The organism is Chloroflexota bacterium, assembly GCA_023475225.1.
Classification (GTDB): domain Bacteria; phylum Chloroflexota; class UBA6077; order FW602-bin22; family JAMCVK01; genus JAMCVK01.
On the sequence record JAMCVK010000028.1, the window covers coordinates 23926 to 44445 of the forward strand.

Sequence of the window (20520 nt, forward strand, 5' to 3'; positions counted from 1 at the left end):
AAGCGGGGCAACTCAAGACAAATGCGTAAATCTCAACTATTGAATAAAATAAGCCACCAAAATAGGGCGGTTGGGCTGGCGGAGAGGAGACAGCTGCTCGACGGTCTACTCGCCGTAGGGGTGATCACCTATGGCCTGCTCGTATTGATTCGGGTACAACGCCTCCCTCTGGTACCATTCGACCTCGACTACTTAGCGATAGCCCTCTTTCTGGTAGCTCTCAGTCTATGGCTGGTAGGCTGGCTGGGCAAAACCGGCGAGCGCTGGTGGCCAAGCAGCAGCCGAATCGCCTCCTCACTGCTGCTTATAACCATACTCAGCGCTGACCATATGACGGCTATGCTCCCTGTGCGCAGTAACGTACTTTCTATAGCCCTCACCTTCTTTGTCCTTATGCTTGTCTGGGCATCCCAAAAAGAGCTCCAGTCCCTCTGGAAGAGGGCAGTTGGGCTGGCCCTTATGCTTGGCTGGGCATCCCAAAAAGAGCTCCAGTCCCTCTGGAAGAGGGCAGTTGGGCTGGCGGAGAGGGGCTGCACCACACTCACCGAAAGACCATCAGTAGTGACAGCGGCTCTCCTACTCGTTTACCTTGCAATCCGCCTATGGCTGAATCGTACCTGGATCGGCAACGATGAGGGCAATATGGTCTACGACGCCAAGCTGATCGCTGAGGGATACGTGCCCTTCCGAGACTTCGTCGCTCGGGGCACTCCCCTTATCTATTTCTATGCTCTTTTCGTGAAGCTGTTTGGCGCCAACATCTACGTCATCAAGACCGTAAATGCTTTCCTCTCTACAGCGATAGTTTATGTCATCTACCTGATCGGAACAGCCTTACACAGTCGACGAGCCGGGCTACTGGCTGCTCTACTCTACGTCCTCTCACCCATCGTCCTCACTATTCAGACCCTCATCCTAGTCTTTGTCCAGACCGGATTACCAGTCAGCCTGGGCGCCTATTTCTTCATTAAAAGTGAGGCGACCTCCTACCGCCGCCCCCTGTTCCTCTCAGGCTTGTTCCTCTCCCTCTCGTTTTTCACCGCCGCCAGTTCCTTGCCCTTTATGCTGTCGCTGCCGCTAGTTTTAGGTCTGTGTCGCTATCGCCGAGGCATCCTTGATTTCGCCCGGCGCCTGGGCTATTACCTGGCTGGTATTCTTGTCCCTGCCTTAGCCATTTTCGGTTTTTATACCTGGCATCTTGGCTTCCCCGCCGGTGTTTGGAAGCCCCTCGACATCTCCGAGGTGGGACAAAATATGCCTCGCCTCTCCAGCGAAGGTACCATTTACAACTGGACCTTGGGGACAACACTCAGTACCTATCTGCTCGCCCTGGCTCTGGTGGCCCTAATCTATATATTTATGACCAGGCGTTCTCATCTCTACTTCGCCGGTCTACTGCTCGCTGCTTGGTTCTTTTCCGCCCTCAGCGTGTACATCTGGTATTCGTTCCAGGTAGGCTTCTTTAACGATTACACCATCGAATTTATGTCCCCTCTAAGTCTTCTGGCTGCTCTCTTTGTGACGGAGATCAACAAAGTGACGCTGGATCGACAGATGCCTAAGACGGTCAACCTCCTCACTGCCCTCTTGGTTATCTTCTCTCTAGTCTCTATACCAATAGAACCGGTCCAGTCCAGCAGGGGGACTGTCTCTTATGGAAGCATCTTCGGCAGTGGCATCATGCCAGACACCCTAGAAAAGGTAACTCGATACCTAAAGCCTAGAGTTAAGCCGAATGATGAAATTGCCGCCTGGGCCTTGCAATATCCCTTGCAAGCGGGTTGCCGACAGCTTATGGACATCAGTCATCCCCTTATTTATGATGGCAACGCTAGGCTAGCCGAAGCTATGGGCTCCTATAGCCGGGCAGATATCATTGAGCACTTCGCCACTCGTAACGTGAAATACGTCGTTGAGGATGGACTCCGCCCTGCCTTTCCCTTCCTGGATGACATCAGGGATCTCACCTACCGTCTGGTGACGATGATTGACGAGGTGCGCATTTATAAAAGGGTGAACGACGATGCCTTCGCCAAGGCGGCGCGTTTCGTTCAGGAGCACCACCAGGATGGCGATATAGTCGTCTCCAGTTCGATGTGGGCCAAACAGTTCCTCGGCAAGTATGACTACTTCGCCATGCAGAAAGACTATAAGAAGTACATCTTAATCGACGGCGACCAGATGGTCGATATGGGGCAGGGCGCCCCCCTCCTTTCCGACGTACGAGAACTGCGGAATGTCCTGAGCCGGAATCAGCGGGTATGGTTGCTTGCTGTAAGGGGTAGGCTTACAGCCTCCTTTATGGAGTACGTTAAGTCTAGGATGACGCTCGTCTATCAGGTCGGAACTGTGGAGGTGTACGTCTCAGATAAGACCGAAGCGTGGCCGGCGATAGAGCGAAAGAAACTAGGGGTATTGCTCGCGAATGGTAGTTTTGAAGATAGGGATGGCGATGGCTTGCCCGATGGCTGGGATACGTTAGACTGGAAGGGGTCAACACAGGTGTACGGCCTTGAACGCAAAGATGGACGAGATGTGGCCAGGATAGAGAAGACAAACGAGAGCGGTGGGGCAGCATATGTCCAATATCTTCCCCTATTTCCCGGACAGCAATACCACCTCCGTGGCTACGCCAAGGGAGCGGAGTCCCGCATCTACATTGAGTATTGGGATAACAGATGGCAATACTTTAACAATGATATAGTTAGCCCTGTAGAGAGTGGGCTCTTCACCCCCTCACTCGACTGGCAGTCGTTTTCTTTCGAATTTACAGCCCCCCTGGAAGCAGCCACAGCTCGGGTAGCCCTGGCCATCACAGGGCCTGGTACAGCTTGGTTCCGAGACGTCGCCCTGGAAGAGGCTCAGGTTTATGAAGAGAAAGACCCCAGCGGTTCTTTCTCCGCCAATGGCTTCATCGAACTGGGAGATATTTACCGGTCTGATGGCGACTCGGAGACCGCAGAGAAGGCGTATATGAAGGCTATCCTCCTCGACCCTGAGGCCAGCCTGGCTTATACTGGCTTGGGCGATCTGTCCCTGGATAAAGGAAGTGCGGAGGAAGCGATATCCTGGTACAAAAGGGCCGTGGCTGTGGGTACCCGCCCTTACGATGTGCACCTGCGCTTTGGCGACCTCTATCGCTCGCTGGGGAGAGCAGGCGATGCAGCCACCCAGTATAAGCTGGCCGCATCCATCGCCCCTGAGGATCCCTGGATTCGCCTGAGGCTGGGCGACCTGGCCAAGGGGCAGGGCCAAACGGATCAGGCCGTAAACTATTATAAAGAGGCCATCTCCCTGAACCCCAAATTGGTCTGGGGATATCAAAGATTGGGTGAGATGGCTATGGATAAAGGCGACCTCGCCACAGCACGCCAGTACTATGAGAAGGCGTTATCCCTAAATCCTAAATTTTCCTCGGCTCTGGTTAGACTGGGTGATATCGTCAAGGAGCAGGGACGAACGGAAGAGGCAACTCAGTATTATCAAAAAGCCATAGAGACTGATCCGGGTCAGTTTTGGGGTTATCTGAGACTGGCTGAAATAAGCCGAGCTAATGGTGACGTGGAGAAGGCCAAGTCGTATTATAAGCAGGCTGCCTCTCTCGATCCTAGATCACCCTACGCCTTCGTGGCTCTCGGCGATATCTATCGGAACACGGGGGAAATGAATAAGGCCATAGCCCAGTATGAGAAAGCGGCTCAGGTAGCCCCCAATATGGTTTGGCCATACGTTGGCCTGGGAGAGTGCTACCGAAGCCTAGACCGGCTGGAAAAGGCAGAGGATATGTATAAAAGGGCAATTCAAATCGACCCCAATAACTTCTGGGCCCACTTCGGCCTGGCCCAAACCCTCCAGGCCCAGGGCAGAACAAGCGAAGCCATCGCCCAGTACCAGGAGGCCCTCAAGATAGACCCCAGCAACACCTGGGCCCAAAATGCGCTGAAACAATTGCAGCCATAAGATGTAGCCAAGAGAGATGCTCACTCGTCATTGCCATCGCCATACCTCTGCTGAGGAGGGCAAGCCAGCAGGCTTGGGGGTTAGGGAGATTGTTGAACAACGGGGGTTCCAAGGGGGCGCAGCCCCTTTGGCAGGGGTCTGGGGATGTGCCCCAGAGCACAAAAAGAAAGCCCGCAGGGCACCTTGAACCCCCTGCGGGGGTTTGGGGGAGATGGTTTGGGGGAGATATTCATCACTCTCCTAGGGAGCTAAGAACCCATGCGCATCCTTATGTTAAACCATAACGTTGTCTGGCGCAGCACCTTCTATCGCTGTTTTAACTTCGCCAAGCAGCTGGTCAGGAGGGGGCACGAACTCACGGTGGTGACCATTTCACCCATCAGGCGCATGGGTTTCAAGGAGTATTTCCAAGACGGCGTCAAGATCGTTGAATCGCCTGATACGCTCTGGGGAATCATGCGCACCGGTTGGGACCCCTGGGATACCCTCATGCGATTGCTCCGCCTGCGCCACGAGCCCTACGATTTAGTGCATGGCTTTGATTGTCGTCCAGTAGTTATCTTCCCTTCCCTTTTCACTAAAAATAAATGGGGGATACCCTTCGTCTCCGACTGGGCCGATTGGTGGGGGAAGGGAGGGGTCATCGAGGAGCGACCAAATAAATTAATCAAGATCTTCTTTGGAGCAGTAGAGACCTACTTCGAGGAGGGCTTCCGCCATAAGGCTGATGCTCTAACAGTGATCAGTACGGCCCTGCGGGAACGAGCCAGGGGGCTCGGTATACCAGCGGAGAGGATCCTCCATCTTCCTGGCGGGTCCGACGTCGAAACCTGGATACCGTTACCAAAGGATAAAGTAAGGGCCGAGGTGGGGCTCTCACCAGATGATAAGGTGGCGGCCTTCTCTGGCTTCGTCCACTATGACCTGGAGCTGGTCCTGCGCTCATTTGGCAAGGTGTGTCAAACTTTCCCCAAAGCGAGGCTCATCCTTACAGGCCAGAGCTCGCCCCTGACAGGCAAAATAGGGAGGGAGATGGACATCGTTGATAACATCATGGACTTGGGCATCGTCCCTTACCAGGAGGTGGGCAAATACGTCTCTTGCGCCGACGTTTGCCTCTTGCCCTTCGCCAATAAAATTGCTAATATTGGGCGCTGGCCAAATAAGGTGGGCGACTATATGGCCCTGGGACAGCCGATCGTCTCTAACCCCGTCGGTGATATAAAGACCCTATTTGAGAGCGAACGCATCGGATTACTAGCCCAGGATAACGCCGAGGACTTCGCCGCCAAGATCGTTCAGCTACTTGATGATCCTCATTTGGCCGCGGAGATGGGGGAGAATGCCCGCCGAGTGGCCTTAGAAAAATATTCCTATGAGCAATTGGCCCGTCGCCTGGAGAATTATTATCACACTATCCTTGATTCCAAAGGCTCCACCATCGGCGATGTGGGGATGCTTAGCAACAGAGGTGGACAGGGGTCTGGGAGCGTCCCCTAGCGGATCCAAAAACGAGACCAAAGGGCACCCTGAACCCCTTTTACGGAGGATGATGAACAACCTCTGAATACTTTAGGGAGGTACTTCGCCTTGCACGATACTCAACAAAGCGGCAGTGACCGATCAACCGTTCCAGCCGCTAAAATGACCACGTTCATAGACCGCCTCAAGCAAGTGGTAAAGGGTGAAACCTTGTTGCTACTCACCCTCCTAGCCCTGGGAACAGCCCTCCGTATCTACGGATTGGACGCCAAGAGCTTCTGGGGCGATGAGATAATCGTGATGAACGATACTCACCTTGCCAACTACTGGCAGCGCATGTGGGGGCGCCTTGATCCCATCCTCGGTAACGCCGTAATTTACCTCTTTGTACACCTACGGGAAAATGAATTTACGGCCAGGCTGCCGGCGGCCATCTCCGGCATCGTGATGATCTTCCTCGCCTATAAGCTGGGGAGGCTGCTCTTCAACAAAGAGGTGGGGCTACTCAGTGCCTTCCTCCTGGCCATCTCCACTTTTCATATCGAGTATTCGCAAGAGGCGCGCTATTACGCCTTCTATGGCATGCTCGCCTTGTTATCTCTCTACTACTTCTTCCGCGCTATTGCTGATAACCGGATGACGAACTGGATTGGCTACGCCGTTTCGACCACATTGTGTATGTACACTCATATATTTACCTTCACCCTGGTAGCCAGCCAGGTCATCCTCTTTGCCCTTCTGTTCCTGGCCGACAGGAGCACCATCCGACGCTGGCTCGCTTTCAATGACGTCAGATGGAAAACAGTCCTGGGATTTGGACTGAGCCTGGTCAGCATCTTCGTCGCCAGCCTACCCTGGCTTATGTCAACACCTCTCTTGAAGGTCGGCCTGGGCCTCACCCCCATCGCCATCATCCAGCACGGCATGGCTGGAAGCGGACCGGGCACGCCCTATGCCAGGTTCAGCCTCGATCTTCTCCAGAACACCTTCCGTGAATTCAGCAACGATTTCACCCTGTATGGAATCGCTTTTCTCATTGGTTTGGTCGCTTCTATCCGAAGACAACGGGAAAAGGGGCTATCCCTGCTCCTGCTGACCATCCTGACCATCTGGTTCATCGTTTTGGCTATGCAGGCCGTGGGCGAGTACTTTGCCGTTCGCCGCATCCTCTTCCTGTTGCCACTTGTCCTCATTCTCGTGGCCAATGGCATAGCCGAGCTGGCTCGCTTGATCAGATTCCTGACCCGACGCTACGTATTGGTTCACCAATACGCCCTGGCCGCCGTCTTCACTATCGCTGTCGTCCTATTCACTGGCCTGAGCGTACCTCAATTGAGAGAGTATTACCTATCCCCTAAGGTTCAGGACTGGAGAGCTTTGGCCCACTTCCTGGAGGCCAACGTTCAACCTGGCGATGCGGTGTTCGTCTCCTCCGCACAGGAATACCCATACCTAACTTACTATTACAAAAGCAAAGTTTTGGATCACCCTGGGGACCTGGCCCAGATCCAGTCAAAATATGAGAGGGCGTGGCTGGTCTATGGTTACTGGGGAGCAGGGAAGTCCGAACAGCGATGGCTTGACCATAATGCAGCGGCCATTCCCTTCGCTGGCACTTATCTCTATTATGTTGGGCCGGAGACACATAAAGTGGGAACGGCCATTGATAAGGGCATCTCTTTGTTAAAAGAGGCCCTCAAGATAGCACCTAATGGCTACGCCTTACACGTTGCTCTGGGTGACCTCTACCTCATACGCGGCGAGACAGAAGAGGCGATCAAGGAGTACCGGGCTGCGCTTGATGTCTATTCAGCCTATGTTCCAGCGCACATGGCCTTAGGCAGGGCCTACCAGGCACTGGGGCAGCTGGATAAGGCTATGGATGAATATAGAGCAGTCATCAGGATGTATCCGCAGTCGGCTGGCGCATATGGCGGACTCGTATCGGTTTATGTTAAGGCTGGCCAATTAGACAAGGCCCAGGAGGTCGCTGATGCTGCAGCTCGCTCGTGCACGGAGGGGAGCGGTCCGGCCTGGATTCATGTCTTCCTTGGCAATGTCTATCAAAGCAAGGGAGAGTCAGATAAAGCTATCGCCATATGGGAAAAGGCGGTATCCCTTGACCCCGAGGGAACGGCAGCCGCCCAGGCGCATACGGCTCTGGGCCATCGCTACCTCGAGAGAGGGGATCTGAATCGGGCCATTCAGAAGTTCGGCGCAGCAGTCAAAATAAATCCTGATCAGGCTGATGGCCACCGCGGGTTGGCCGTTGTCTACCTGAGGCAGGGGATGACAGCTGAGGCCATCGAAGAGTACAAGAAGGTCATAGAAAACGATCGATATTCAGTATGGGGCTATCTAGCGCTGGCTGATATTTACCGCTCTCAGGGCAAGGCAGATGAGGCCATCGACCTGTACCGTACAGTGATAGCCATCAATCCCAAGATAATAGCCTCCTATGTAGGCTTGGGTGAGAGCTATAAGATAAAGAAACAGTGGGAAGAAGCCATCGCCGCATATAATAAGGTCCTGGAGATGGACCAGGATAACGCCCTCGCCTATAGAGGGTTGGGTGATGCCTATCAAGGGCTCGGCCGGCTGGATGAGGCCATCGCTCGCTACCAAAAGGTGCTCTCCGCCGACCCAGTTAATGAGTGGACCAACTACGGATTGGGCGAGCTCTACCTTAAACAGGGAAACATGGCCGAGGCCATAAACGCCTTCCAGAAGACTCTCCAGACCAACCCCCAGAACCAGTGGGCCCACCTCAGATTGGGAGAGACCTATGAGAAGCAGGGGAAGATAGACCTGGCAGAGAAGGAGTATCGCCAGACCCTTGCCGCTGACCCCAACAACGAGTGGGCCAACCTCCACCTGGGCAAACTGTACGAACAGAAGGAGAGGCTGGATGAGGCCACCGCCGCCTATAAGAAGGTGCTCACCATCAACCCAGCCAACGCCGAGGCCAAACGGGAGCTCCATGGGCTCAGCAACGCCTACCGGCTTGCGGCCGATGCCTACAAGTCCCAGGGAAGAATAGCTGAGGCTATAGCCACCTATAAGAAGAGCCTCGACGCCGAGCCGGATAACGAGTGGGCCAACTACGGGCTGGGCGAGCTCTACCTCAAACAGGGGAATATCGCCGAGGCCATAAACGCCTTCCAGAAGACCCTCCAGACTAACCCCCAGAACCAGTGGGCCCACCTCAGATTGGGAGAGACCTATGAGAAACAAGACAAACTAGACCAGGCCATCGAAGAGTACCAGAAGGTCCTCGAATCCAATCCCAACAGCGAGTGGGCCAACCTCCACCTGGGCAAACTGTACGGCCAAAAGGAGAGGCTAGATGAGGCCACCGCTGCCTATCAGAAGGTGCTCACCCTCAATCCTGATAATCAAGAGGCCAGGCAGGGATTGCTTGCCGTAGCCAGCGCCTACCGCACCCAAGGTGATGCCTATAGACAAAAGGGGCAGCTGCCCGAGGCCATCAGCGCCTATCAGAAAAGCCTCAGCCTTGATACAGAGAACGAATGGGCCAACTATGGGCTGGGTGAGGCCTATTTCCAGATGGGACACGCCACCGAGGCCATAAACGCCTTCCAGAAGACTCTCCAAACTAACCCCCAGAACCAATGGGCCCACCTCGGATTGGGAGAGATCTATGAGAAGCAGGAGAAGCTCGACCAGGCTATCGACGAGTACCAAAAGGCCCTCAAGGCCAACCCCAACAGCGAGTGGGCCAACCTCCACCTGGGCAACATCTACGCCGGGCAGGAGAAATTGAATGAAGCCACCACCTTCTATAAGAAGGTGCTCACCATCGACCCAGCCAACACCGTGGCCAAACAGGGGCTCCAGGGGCTCAGCAACGCCTACCGGCTGCAGGCCGACGCCTATAAGGCCCAGGGGAAGATGGCTGAGGCCATAGCCACCTACAAGACGAGCCTCTCCACCGACCCGACTAATGAGTGGGCCAACTACGGGCTGGGCGAGCTCTACCTCAAACAGGGGAATATCGCCGAAGCCATAAACGCCTTCCAGAAGACTCTCCAAACTAACCCCCAGAACCAATGGGCCCACTACGCCCTCGGTGAGGCCTACCGGAGCCAGGACAAGATCGCTGAGGCTGTGCAGGAATATCTGAAAACCATCGAGATCAATCCCGAGAATGAGTGGGCACACTATAGGTTGGGCGATATCTATTGGATTCAGGGCAAAAGAGCCGAGGCCATCGCTGAATACAAGAAGGTTCTAGCTATCAATCCGCAAAATGGACCGGCTCAACAAGCCCTACAAAGGCTTTTGGCTCAAGGCACAAACCCATAAGAAGATGGCCAGAGGCAACCTAAAGGTCATTCTCATTCACAATATCATCTCTCCTCACGTGGTACCCCAATTCCAGAAACTGGCCCAGAGGCCAGGCCTGGAGCTGAAGGTATACTTTTTGAGCGAGACAGAAGAGAACAGACGCTGGAGGATAAAGCCTGCCTATGGATTCGCCTACCAGGTCTTACCTAAAATCACTTTGACGCTCCGCCACCAGGACCTGTTCTCCTATCATATCAATCCCACGGTTATCCTTCACCTTCTCCGGGATGCGCCAGACGTGGTCGTCAGCGCCGGTTGGGATTCCCTCGCCGCCCAAAGCTCGTTCCTCTTCTGTAAAGTGCGACACCTCCCCTTTGTCCTTTGGTCCGGAAGCACTATAAACGAACCCAGCTGGCGCAGGGACGTTTCCCTACCTCTGGTCAAATTTATAGTCAGGCATTCTGACGCCTACATCGCCTATGGGACGAGGGCCAAAGAGTATCTCATTCACCTGGGAGCGCCTGCTGAGCGGATATTCATCTCCATTAATACTGTTGACACAGAGTATTTCCAGTCAAATAGTATGATGTCCGAGGTGGAAAAAGCCGCCCTTACAGAGAGGCTGGGCATTCAGACTACAAAAACGATTCTCTACGTAGGGCAGTTGATCGAAAGAAAAGGAGTCACTCACCTATTGAGAGCTTATGCCCTCCTAAAAAGGGAATATTCTGACGTTTCCCTGCTCATCGTCGGCTATGGTTACCAGGAGGGGGAACTGAAGGATATCTGCGAGCGAGAACAGATTGAGGACGTCGTTTTCCTGGGGCACATTGATGTTAGCGAAGTACCCAGATTCTACGGACTGGCCGATCTCTTCGTCCTGCCCTCCAGCGAGGAGGTCTGGGGCTTAGTGATCAATGAAGCGCTGGCCTGTGGTCTCCCAGTGATCACCACGAACAAGGTCGGGGCCTCAGTTGACCTTGTGAAAGAGGGGAAAAACGGTTATATTGTGGAGGCAGGCAACGTCGTTCAGCTCTACCAGTCCATGAAGAGGGTGATCACTGATACCGCTTTAGCCAAGGCGATGGGCGTAGTATCACGGCAGCTAAGTGAAAAGTTCACCATCGACAGCACGGTTGATGGCCTCATTTCAGCCATTAGGTATGCAGCGAACACCAGGAGACGGGACAGACAATGAGTGTTGAAGCCACACCACTCGGCCAGGATCAGCTTGCAAAGTATCCCCTTGTGATCATCAAGCCCACGCGTGGCTGGAGGCTCCTCGATCTCAAGGAGCTCTGGGAGTATCGAGAGCTTATCTACTTTCTGACTCTACGGGATATCAAAGTTCGTTACAAGCAGACATTAATAGGCATAGGTTGGGCTATTTTGCAACCCCTTGGCATGATGCTGGTGTTCACCATTTTTTTTGGCACACTGGCGAAAATCCCCTCGGAGGGAGTTCCTTATCCATTATTTGTATACACAGCCTTGTTACCCTGGCAATTGTTCTCCAAGAGCATAAGTGAATCCAGCCAGAGTCTGATTACAGACCAGCGCCTAATTACGCGGGTCTATTTTCCCCGCTTGATCGTGCCTCTATCCAGCGTTCTGGCAGGCCTACTCGACTTCGCCATCGGATTACTCTTATTGGCCGGTCTCATGGTGTTATACGGTGTCATCCCTACAGTTGGCATAGCCTTTATCCCATTGCTCGTACTGTTGATGCTGGCGGTGGCCCTGGGTATCGGCTTTTGGCTTTCGGCCCTGAACCTGGAATACCGCGATGTGCAATACGTAGTCCCTTTCTTGAACCAGTTCTGGCTGTTCATCACCCCAGTCGTCTATGGGAGCAGCATGATTCCGCAGCAATGGCGCATCGTCTACGCGCTTAACCCGATGGTGGGAGTGATAGAAGGATTCCGTTGGGCATTACTAAGTGCCGGAGAGTGCCCCGGCCTGCTTCTTGCAGTGTCAGGAGGCATTGCCTTCGCTCTGCTGGTCAGTGGGGTTATGTTCTTCCGCCGTAGGGAACGAACCTTCGTGGACGCTGTAGGCTAAGGAGAGCGTCGAGAATGAGCGAGATGGCTATTCAGGTAGAAGGCTTGAGCAAGCGGTATCGCATTGGCGAGTTGCAGCGATATAAAGCCCTGCGCGATACGCTGACTGATGCCATGTATGCGCCCTTCCGTGCCATCGCCTCAGCGCTGAACGGTCGGCAGTCGCCAGTCGCCAATCGGCAACCAGATACCTACATCTGGGCCTTGAAAGATATTTCCCTGGAGATCGACCGAGGCGAGGTTGCGGGCATCATTGGGCGCAATGGTGCCGGGAAGAGCACATTTTTAAAGATTCTCTCTCGTATCACCGAGCCGACTGAGGGGTACGCCGTGATTCATGGGCGGGTAGGATCGCTCCTGGAGGTAGGGACCGGTTTCCATCCAGAGCTGACTGGACGGGAGAACGTCTACCTCAATGGAGCCATCCTGGGGATGAGAAAGACGGAGATCGAGCGCAAGTTCGCTGAGATCGTATCGTTTGCTGAGGTGGAGAAGTTCATAGACACACCGGTGAAATTCTACTCCAGTGGCATGTACGTCCGCCTCGCCTTTGCTGTCGCCGCCCACCTGGAGCCAGAGATTTTGCTGGTGGACGAAGTGCTGGCGGTTGGGGATATAGCGTTTCAGCAGAAGTGTTTAGGGAAGATGGGGGATGTAGCACGAGGCGGCCGGACCATACTCTTTGTCAGTCATAATATGGCGGCCATATCTGCCCTATGTTCTAAAGCATACCTTTTGCACCAGGGGCACATATCAGCCTCTGGCCCAGTGCAAACGGTTATCGAACAGTACTTGAATGAGATGAAGCTACTGGCCGGTGTTTCTCTAAACGGGCGAACCGACCGCCAGGGTGACGGCAAAATGCGACTCACGGAGGTAGTCATCAGAGACGGAGCTGGGGATCCGATTGAACTGGCCGTCCCAGGGCAAGACATTACGATTGAAATATATTATGCCGCTCAGGAACTAGCGCCACTCAGGAATGTATCTATGGCCATTGGATTATATGGTATACTGGGGCAATTCCTGCTCTTTTGCGGAAACGAGATGGTGGGCGAGCCATTCGAAGCCATCCCCCCAAAGGGTAAGATGATCTGCCGAATTCCACGTTTTCCCTTAGCTCCCGGACGCTATGCTCTGAATCTCCACTGTGAAGTGAACGGGGTCCTGGCTGACTGGGTACAACAGGCCAGTTATCTCACAGTGGCTGAAGGGGATTTCTTCGGCAGCGGGAGGTTACCACCGTCGAGCCATGGCGGTTTGTTGGTGCCCCACACCTGGAGCTGCGAAGGAGAATAAGGAGTCATTATGAGCAGATACAAAAAGCTGCAGGCTCTTGGGAAAAAGGTGTTATCAAGGCTTGGTCTGCTCAATATCTGTATCCAGGCGCGAGCCACATATGAACATTTACTCTGGGAAATCGAGCTGTACCGCCGTCACCTTATGGCGCGGCGGCGAATTCCAGATATTCTACGATCAGTTCAGCCTTTAAATCTGGAGTTGGGGGGTGGGGATCGTCGAAAACCAGGCTGGGTCAATGTCGATCTTTTCAGCTCAACGGCCGATCTGACTTTAGACCTGCGGCGGCCGCTCCCATTTCCGGATGAGTGCGTGGACAACATCTATTCAGAACATGTACTGGAACATTTTAGCTATCCTGAACCACTTACAACGCTCCTGACAGAGTGCTTTCGGGTGTTGAAAGTCGGTGGAGTATTTTACACTGCTGTTCCAGATTTTGGTAAGGCCTTTAAGTTGTATGCCCAAGGCGATGAAGACCGTTTCTACGCCCAAAAGTACTGGGATAGTCCCAATCCGAATTGGTGCACCGGGCCAATGGATGAGCTGAACTGGCTGGTTTACATGGGCGGCCAGCATCGCTTCATGTTCGATAGCCAAAACATCATCGACCACCTCACCGCAGCGGGATTCAGTCGAGTTCAACTTCGCCAGTTTGATCCAAGCCTAGATTCAAAAGAGAGGGCACATCAATCAATCTACGTGCAAGCTAGCAAAGACACCGCTTGGCCATTGTATGAGACGGTGCATCGCGGTCTCCAGAATAACGATGCAGCTGCTTATGATGCATTGTGGGCGAACGAAGCGTTAATAAGGCTATACGCCAATCCAGCACGCCGTTGCCTGTGGTGGCATTTAGCCAGAATTGTTGCGCACATCGAGGGACCAGTCCTTGATGTAGGTTGCGGCGGGGGACACCTACTAGAGATGCTTGCTCAGCAAGCAGGGCGGAAACCAGAGACTCTATACGGTCTAGATTATAGCAAGGAAGCTGTTAAGCAGGCCAAGAAAAGAATTCCAGGCGCTCACTTGGCCCAGGGCAATATTCATCACCTCGACTTTCCGGACAACTATTTCAATCTCGTCATCGCCTGTGAGACGCTTGAGCACGTAACTGACCCAGCCGCTGTGCTCCAGGAGAGCTACCGAGTGTTAAAACCAGGGGGCCGGCTTATAGTCAGCATTCCTAATGGGACTTTAGACAATTGGCCAGGCCACGCCCACTTTTGGGATGAAGCACAGTTCCGGGAGTTCGTACGAGGCTATCCTATCATCCACTTTGAGCAGATTGAGCAGGGTCGCACTTTACTTTTCGTTTTTGAAAAGCAAGCAGACGACAAAAAACAGCCACTTCCTCGCCAGAGGTGGACAAGTAATAGAGCTATGCACTACACCTTCTGCACACTCTTCGACAAGAACTACCTTTATAAAGGACTGGCGCTTTATCAATCGTTAAAGACGCATTGCAAGGAGTTCAACCTGTGGATACTGTGCATGGATGATGTCGTATACTCCATCCTGGAAAAGATGGCCTTGGATAACGTCAAACTGATAGCCTTGGGAGATTTCGAAGATGACGAGCTGCGCAAAGCCAAGCAGGAGAGGACGATGGCCGAATACTGCTGGACATGCACTCCCTCTTTGTTACTCTACGTGCTGGCCCAGGAGCCAGAAGCCACCCAGATTGCCTATCTCGATGCGGATTTATTCTTCTACAGCGATCCTCACCCTATTTACGACGAACTGGGGAGCAATTCTATCCTCATCATCGAACATCGTTTCTCTCCAGAATATCGTGCCTGGGAGAGCACATCTGGGATATTCAATATCAGCATGGTGATCTTCAAAAATGATCCTTACGGCCTTGAATCTCTCCACTGGTGGCGGAAGCGGTGCCTGGAGGCATGCTACTTGAATCCAGAAGTGGGTCAGTGCGGGGATCAAAAATACTTGGATGATTGGCCCTCTCGCTTCCAGAACGTCGTCGTGTTGCAACACAAAGGGGGTGGGGTGGCTCCATGGAACATAGCCAAGTACCAGCTGCATAACTGCAACGGAAAGTTATTTGTAGATTCAGACGAACTGATTTTCTACCATTTTCACTCTTTGCAAATTCTCGAGCGGCATCTCTGTAGGAAGCGTCTCTTCCTGGCTTCAAGAGGCTATCAATTCACGGGGCAACAGCTCTCCATGGTGTATTCGCCATACGTGGCCGCGCTGCGCGAAGCCATTGACAGGGTCAAGCAGGCCAATCCCGCTTTCACCTGGGGATATGCACAGCTGAGCCTGCGTGAAATACTCTGGGCTTTGAGAACAAGAAATCTGTTGATGGTGTGAGCTATGACAGCATATTATTACCAGTCAACCAGACCGAATCAAGGGGTAGTCCAGCAGCTCCTCAGAAGGATAGCCAAGGGACTTAAACCTCTCATTGTCGGGCTATCTGGCTTTTATAGGTCACTGACGTATCCCGATTTAAGCGGCGACCGTGACATAGAATGGTCGTGGGTGGCAGCTCATTTGCCAGAAGAGCCAGGAATAGTCCTTGATTTCGGATGTGGCAATGCATTTTTGGGTCTTATTGCCGCTATGAAGGGTAATACCGTAACAGGACTGGATCTCGAACAGATTCGTTTACCATTCAAAAGCGATAACCTGGAGATTCGAAGCGGTGATATTCTGAGCTTCGATTTCGGAGAGACGCGCTTCGACGTCATCATCAACTGCTCCTCCATTGAGCATGTCGGGCTGGCAGGCCGCTATGGCAGCGCGGATGTTCCTGATGGCGATCTCATGGCTATGGAACGGCTGAGGGGTCTTCTGAAAGTACCTACAGGCACGATGATTCTGACTGTACCGGTAGGGAAAGACTCTGTGTTCCCGCCGTTACATCGAGTATACGGGGTCCAACGATTGGATCTGTTGCTTCACGGATTTCAAGTTATCGAGAAACAGTTCTGGTCCAAGAGGTCTGATCTGAACGTGTGGGTTGAGGTCAGCGAAGAAGAGGCCCTTTCCCTGCAACCGTCTGAGTCACTCTATGCCCTCGGCTTGTTTGTCTTGAAGCCAGAGGCTGCGCTGTAACAGATGGAATGAATAACGGAACTTTTACATCTGACGAGATTCGGGCCTTCGTGTCACGCCCTCTATATGATCCGGAGGTGCTCCATTCAAGGGACCCCTCATACCCACGAATATCCGTAGTGGTGCCCTCCTATAACCAGGCTCAGTTTTTAGAGAAAACTATCTTATCCATACTCAATCAAAACTATCCTAATACCGAGATCATCGTAATGGATGGGGGATCCCAGGATGGCAGTGTGGATCTGATCAAGAGATACGAGCCTTATATTTCGTACTGGGTAAGTGAACTAGATAAAGGACAGCCCAATGCGATCAATAAGGGATTTGAGAGGGCTTCAGGGGATCTCATCGGGTGGCAGAATTCTGATGACCTGTATCTCCCTGGATTCTTCCATACTATCGCCGACACCTTTCACTCCTATCCTAAAACCCAGTTATTCATCGCCAATATATACACCATCGATGAGAACGATCGGATAACCTGGGCCTCACACTTTATACCGTTTTCTGTTGCCGATCTAATCTATCGTGGCTGGAACTTGTCCAGTCAAGCTACGTTTCTGTCCCAGAGGATTGTCAGAGAAGTGGGTCTGATGCGCGAAGATATTCAGGTCGGCTTTGACTGGGACTGGTTCATTCGCGTTGGCAAGGTTGTGAAATACGTAGCCCTGCATAAGGCGTATGGGGGTTGCTACAGGATCCATGAGGCTTCAAAGCTGTCAACCCAGCCCCATGAGTCAAGGTGGTCAATTGAGAGGCCGATTCTACAGAGCCTTGGTATTCGAATAAGAGAAGAGCTGCCTTACGACCAACAGCCATGGTGGCAAAGGCGTATGCTCAAGATCAGGATGCTATCTTACCTCGCTTTGCTCTATTTTTCGCCGAACAATGGCAATCTCATCCAAGGAGCCTCGAATCCTCAATATGTTGTCATCAAAAGATTCTTGTCAAAGAGTTATCCGATCCTGCGTTGCTTACGCCCGCTCATACTGTGGTACTTGGCAAAGCGAAGCATCATCTGCAGAGGATTTGCATGAGCCTGAAGTTCCTGATCGTTGATACCTACTACCCTGTCTTCCTTCGCTCTTTTTACACCAGGCATCCAGGCCTGGCGGGCCAACCGTATGCTGAGCAGTGGCGCACCCTCATGGACCAGTGCTTCGGTACAGCTGACTTTTACTCGCTTAATCTAAAGAAGCTTGACTGCGAGGCGGAAGAGGTGGTCGCTAATTGTGTACCACTACAGCAGCGATGGGCTTATGAGAATCAACCCAGATTGGCCAAACTCCTCCCCATCTACAAAACCCTATCGCGGGTCAAGTCCTGGCAATTAAAAGTGTTAGTGGCCCAAATAGAGAAACTAAGACCGGATATCCTTTATATTCAGAATCTAAACTGGGTCGATGACTCCTGGCTCCGCGCAGTTCGGTCCAGGGTCCGTCTCGTTGTGGGACAGACTGCTTATCCCTTGCGCGATGACCTTGATTACCGCTGCTATGATCTGATTTTGACCTCTTTCCCCCACTATGTAGACCTATTCCGACGCCAGGGCGTATCCAGTGAATATCTCCGCCTCGCCTTTGAACCGGAAGTCCTGAAGCGCCTTGGTTCCATCCAATCAGCCTATGATACAGTCTTCGTGGGTGGATACACCGGGCATCATCGTGCCGGATCGCAACTTCTCGAACAGGTCGCCAGGAAGGTCCCGCTGGACTTCTGGGGCTATGGAACAGAGAGCCTCCCCAAGGATTCCCCCATCAGGCAACGCTATCACGGTGAGGCCTGGGGACTTGATATGTATCGTATTCTTGCTCAAGCGAAAATCACCCTCAATCGGCATATCGACGTAGCTGACCGTTACGCTAATAATATGCGCCTTTACGAGGCTACCGGTGTAGGCACCTTGCTGGTCACCGACTCAAAGGACAACCTGCACGATCTCTTTGAGCCTGGCAAAGAAGTACTGAGCTACCGAGACCCTGAAGAGTGTGTGGAACTGATCCGCTACTACCTAGAACACGAGAATGAACGGGCTGTGATTGCCGCAGCGGGTCAGGCACGTACCCTCCGTGAACACACATATTATCACCGCATGCGGGAGCTAGTGGACATCATAGAGCGTTACGTGGAGCACCCGGAAAGGGCAACGCGAAGAGTGGTCACCACCTCTGCCCCTCTGTGTGAGCACCAACCCTCGTATGTCCAGGGACCTTCTCCCGGGTTTATAGGGGTTGCGCACGCGGCACAGGCCTTGATTCAACCTCTACGCCCACTGCTCGCCCGTCTTCCCGGCCAACGCTATCTCCGACTTGTATGGCACCGCTTACGCGGTGGTAGCCAAACTGCACAGCCTGTCTCATATGGACATCGCACCATCCCTGTATCGGCTGTGACACACGACTTAGTTGATGGGTGGAAGGACCCGGCCATCCCGCCAAGGCAACGTAACCTGGTAGAATCGGAACTACGGCGCATGTATCAAGGCGACATCGTCCCAGTCTATCGGGCATCAGCCGAAGCACTGCTTGCGACGGGCATGAGCGATAGTTTCATCGTCGAGGTCGGCTGTGCCAGCGGTTACTATTATGAAGTGCTGAGCCACCTGTTACGCCGGAAGATAAATTATCTGGGCATCGATTACTCCCCATCTCTGATCGCTCAGGCACGACAATTCTATCCGCACGTACCCTTCCTGGTAGGGGATGCAACCAAACTCCCCCTGGCGGATCAGAGTTGTGACATTTTGCTCTCCGGCACCGTTCTGCTTCATGTGCCTGAGTACGAAAAGGCGATTCAGGAGTCTGCTCGAGTAGCAAGGTATTGGTGTGTTTTTCATCGCACACCAGTCGTCAAGACCATCAACACGACTTACCTCTCGAAATTTGCTTACGGGGTCCAGGTAGTGGAGCTGGTTTTCGATGAGGAAGAGATTCTTTCCCTGTTTGCTAAATATGGTCTCAAATTGCACATCGCCCTGGACCTGGATTCCTATTACGTAGAGGGCGTGAAAGATAAAGTGGCGATGAAGACCTATGTTTGTCGCAAGGTTTCATAGTATCCCGCTTAATCATTAAGTCCCTGCGGCTAAAAACCAAAGCGCACTGTATTATAGTGGGAACAAATACGTGAGGATCTTAGAAGTAATCTGCTATTTTGCCCCAGCCTGGGCATATGGGGGTCCACCAAGGGTGGCCTACGATATAGCGCGGAGGATGGTCCAAAGAGGACACCACGTCACCGTTTACACCACTGATGTCCTCGACGCCAGAGCCAGAAACAACTGCCGGTACGACAACCTGGATGGCATCGAGATATACTATTTACCTAATCTCAGCAATTGGCTGGCCTGGAATCACAAGATATTTCTACCCTTGGGATTCCGGAAAATGCTTAAGGAGAACATAAACACCTTTGACGTTATACACTTATCCGACTTTCGCACCTATCCCAATGCCATCTGTTATTTGTACGCTAAACGGAGTAAGATCCCATACATATTATCCGCTTACGGTTCCCTTCCAAGAGCGACGGGCGTAAAAAGACCAGTAAAACAGATATACGATTGGCTCTTTGGTTATGGTATGCTACATGGGGCGCACAAGGTAGTGGCTCAAACTGAAAACGAGGCGCGGGAATATGAAAAGCTTGGCCTGAGCCGGGATAAGATTGAGCTTATAACCCTGGGAATAGACTTTTCTTCATTCACTGATTTGCCTCCCAGGGGAGCCTTTCGTCAACAGTATGGCCTGGACAATAACGAAAAGGTAGTATTATTTTTGGGTAGAATCCACGAATATAAGGGCCTCCAATTGTTAGTTAAGGCCTTTGCTGAGTATTATAGAATGCAACCCAATAGCAGGTTAGTCATCGTTGGCCGGGACGATGGCTATTTATCTACCATTCAAAATCTGGTTGGAACACTCGGCATCGGGAGTAGAACAATTTTCCTGGGTCCCCTCTATGGACAAGACAAACTACCCGTTTACAGGGATGCGGATGTCTTCGCACTATCCCCTACCCACTACGAGGAGACCTCCGTGGCCGTATTGGAGGCTTGCGCCTGCGGCACGCCGGTTATTGTGACCGAGCAGACGTCTGTGCCTGGCCTGGACGAATATGAAGCCGGCCTAACCGTAACGTGCGACGAGCAATCCTTGGGGGATGCCTTGTGCACTATACTGGAAGATGATCAACTAAGAAATAAGATGGGCGAAAGGGCACGTTTACTAATAGAGGAGAGGTTTGTTTGGGACGTCGTCATAGATAAGATAGAGCGACTCTACAACAGCGCAGCCACATCACAATAGATCAGCATATCGACGGAGGC

Annotated in this window: 11 protein-coding genes; all 11 read left to right on the forward strand. The window is 52.7% G+C overall.

What is annotated here, in order from left to right; translation table 11 throughout:
- The first annotated feature begins 21 nt into the window (after positions 1-21).
- Positions 22-3960, forward strand: coding sequence for a tetratricopeptide repeat protein (locus M1136_06550; GenBank protein ID MCL5075291.1), 3939 nt, complete (start codon positions 22-24; stop codon positions 3958-3960).
- Between the two features lie 258 nt (positions 3961-4218).
- Positions 4219-5460 carry a glycosyltransferase family 4 protein gene (locus M1136_06555; GenBank protein MCL5075292.1) on the forward strand — a complete coding sequence of 414 codons (1242 nt, stop codon included), beginning with the start codon at positions 4219-4221 and terminating at the stop codon, positions 5458-5460.
- Between the two features lie 90 nt (positions 5461-5550).
- The gene (locus M1136_06560) at positions 5551-9768 is read left to right on the forward strand and encodes a tetratricopeptide repeat protein (protein ID MCL5075293.1); all 4218 of its coding nucleotides are present in this window, start codon (positions 5551-5553) and stop codon (positions 9766-9768) included.
- Between the two features lie 4 nt (positions 9769-9772).
- Positions 9773-10948 (forward strand): glycosyltransferase family 4 protein, encoded by a 1176-nt coding sequence (locus M1136_06565; GenBank protein ID MCL5075294.1) that lies wholly within the window; start codon positions 9773-9775, stop codon positions 10946-10948.
- A complete protein-coding gene (locus tag M1136_06570) occupies positions 10945-11811 on the forward strand; it encodes an ABC transporter permease (GenBank protein ID MCL5075295.1) in 867 nt (288 codons plus the stop codon). Before M1136_06565 ends, M1136_06570 begins: the two co-directional genes overlap by 4 nt.
- Before the next feature lie 14 nt (positions 11812-11825).
- Positions 11826-13109 carry an ABC transporter ATP-binding protein gene (locus M1136_06575; GenBank protein ID MCL5075296.1) on the forward strand — a complete coding sequence of 428 codons (1284 nt, stop codon included), beginning with the start codon at positions 11826-11828 and terminating at the stop codon, positions 13107-13109.
- A gap of 9 nt (positions 13110-13118) precedes the next feature.
- Complete coding sequence (locus M1136_06580) at positions 13119-15446, forward strand: class I SAM-dependent methyltransferase (GenBank protein MCL5075297.1); 2328 nt, start codon at positions 13119-13121, stop codon at positions 15444-15446.
- A gap of 3 nt (positions 15447-15449) precedes the next feature.
- On the forward strand, positions 15450-16193 hold the full coding sequence (locus M1136_06585; protein MCL5075298.1) for a DUF268 domain-containing protein: 744 nt from the start codon (positions 15450-15452) through the stop codon (positions 16191-16193).
- 122 nt (positions 16194-16315) lie between these two features.
- Positions 16316-17230 (forward strand): glycosyltransferase, encoded by a 915-nt coding sequence (locus M1136_06590; protein MCL5075299.1) that lies wholly within the window; start codon positions 16316-16318, stop codon positions 17228-17230.
- On the forward strand, positions 17227-19248 hold the full coding sequence (locus tag M1136_06595; protein MCL5075300.1) for a glycosyltransferase: 2022 nt from the start codon (positions 17227-17229) through the stop codon (positions 19246-19248). The genes M1136_06590 and M1136_06595 overlap by 4 nt, the downstream gene beginning before the upstream one ends.
- A 157-nt stretch (positions 19249-19405) precedes the next feature.
- Positions 19406-20500 (forward strand): glycosyltransferase, encoded by a 1095-nt coding sequence (locus tag M1136_06600; GenBank protein MCL5075301.1) that lies wholly within the window; start codon positions 19406-19408, stop codon positions 20498-20500.
- Positions 20501-20520 lie beyond the last annotated feature (20 nt).

Coding starts and splice junctions, on each gene's coding strand:
- M1136_06550 (MCL5075291.1), top strand. CDS start 22: ATGCGTAAATCTCAACTATTGAATAAAATAAGCCACCAAAATAGGGCG.
- M1136_06555 (MCL5075292.1), top strand. CDS start 4,219: ATGCGCATCCTTATGTTAAACCATAACGTTGTCTGGCGCAGCACCTTC.
- M1136_06565 (MCL5075294.1), top strand. CDS start 9,773: ATGGCCAGAGGCAACCTAAAGGTCATTCTCATTCACAATATCATCTCT.
- M1136_06570 (MCL5075295.1), top strand. CDS start 10,945: ATGAGTGTTGAAGCCACACCACTCGGCCAGGATCAGCTTGCAAAGTAT.
- M1136_06575 (MCL5075296.1), top strand. CDS start 11,826: ATGAGCGAGATGGCTATTCAGGTAGAAGGCTTGAGCAAGCGGTATCGC.
- M1136_06580 (MCL5075297.1), top strand. CDS start 13,119: ATGAGCAGATACAAAAAGCTGCAGGCTCTTGGGAAAAAGGTGTTATCA.
- M1136_06585 (MCL5075298.1), top strand. CDS start 15,450: ATGACAGCATATTATTACCAGTCAACCAGACCGAATCAAGGGGTAGTC.
- M1136_06595 (MCL5075300.1), top strand. CDS start 17,227: ATGAGCCTGAAGTTCCTGATCGTTGATACCTACTACCCTGTCTTCCTT.
- M1136_06600 (MCL5075301.1), top strand. CDS start 19,406: ATGGTCCAAAGAGGACACCACGTCACCGTTTACACCACTGATGTCCTC.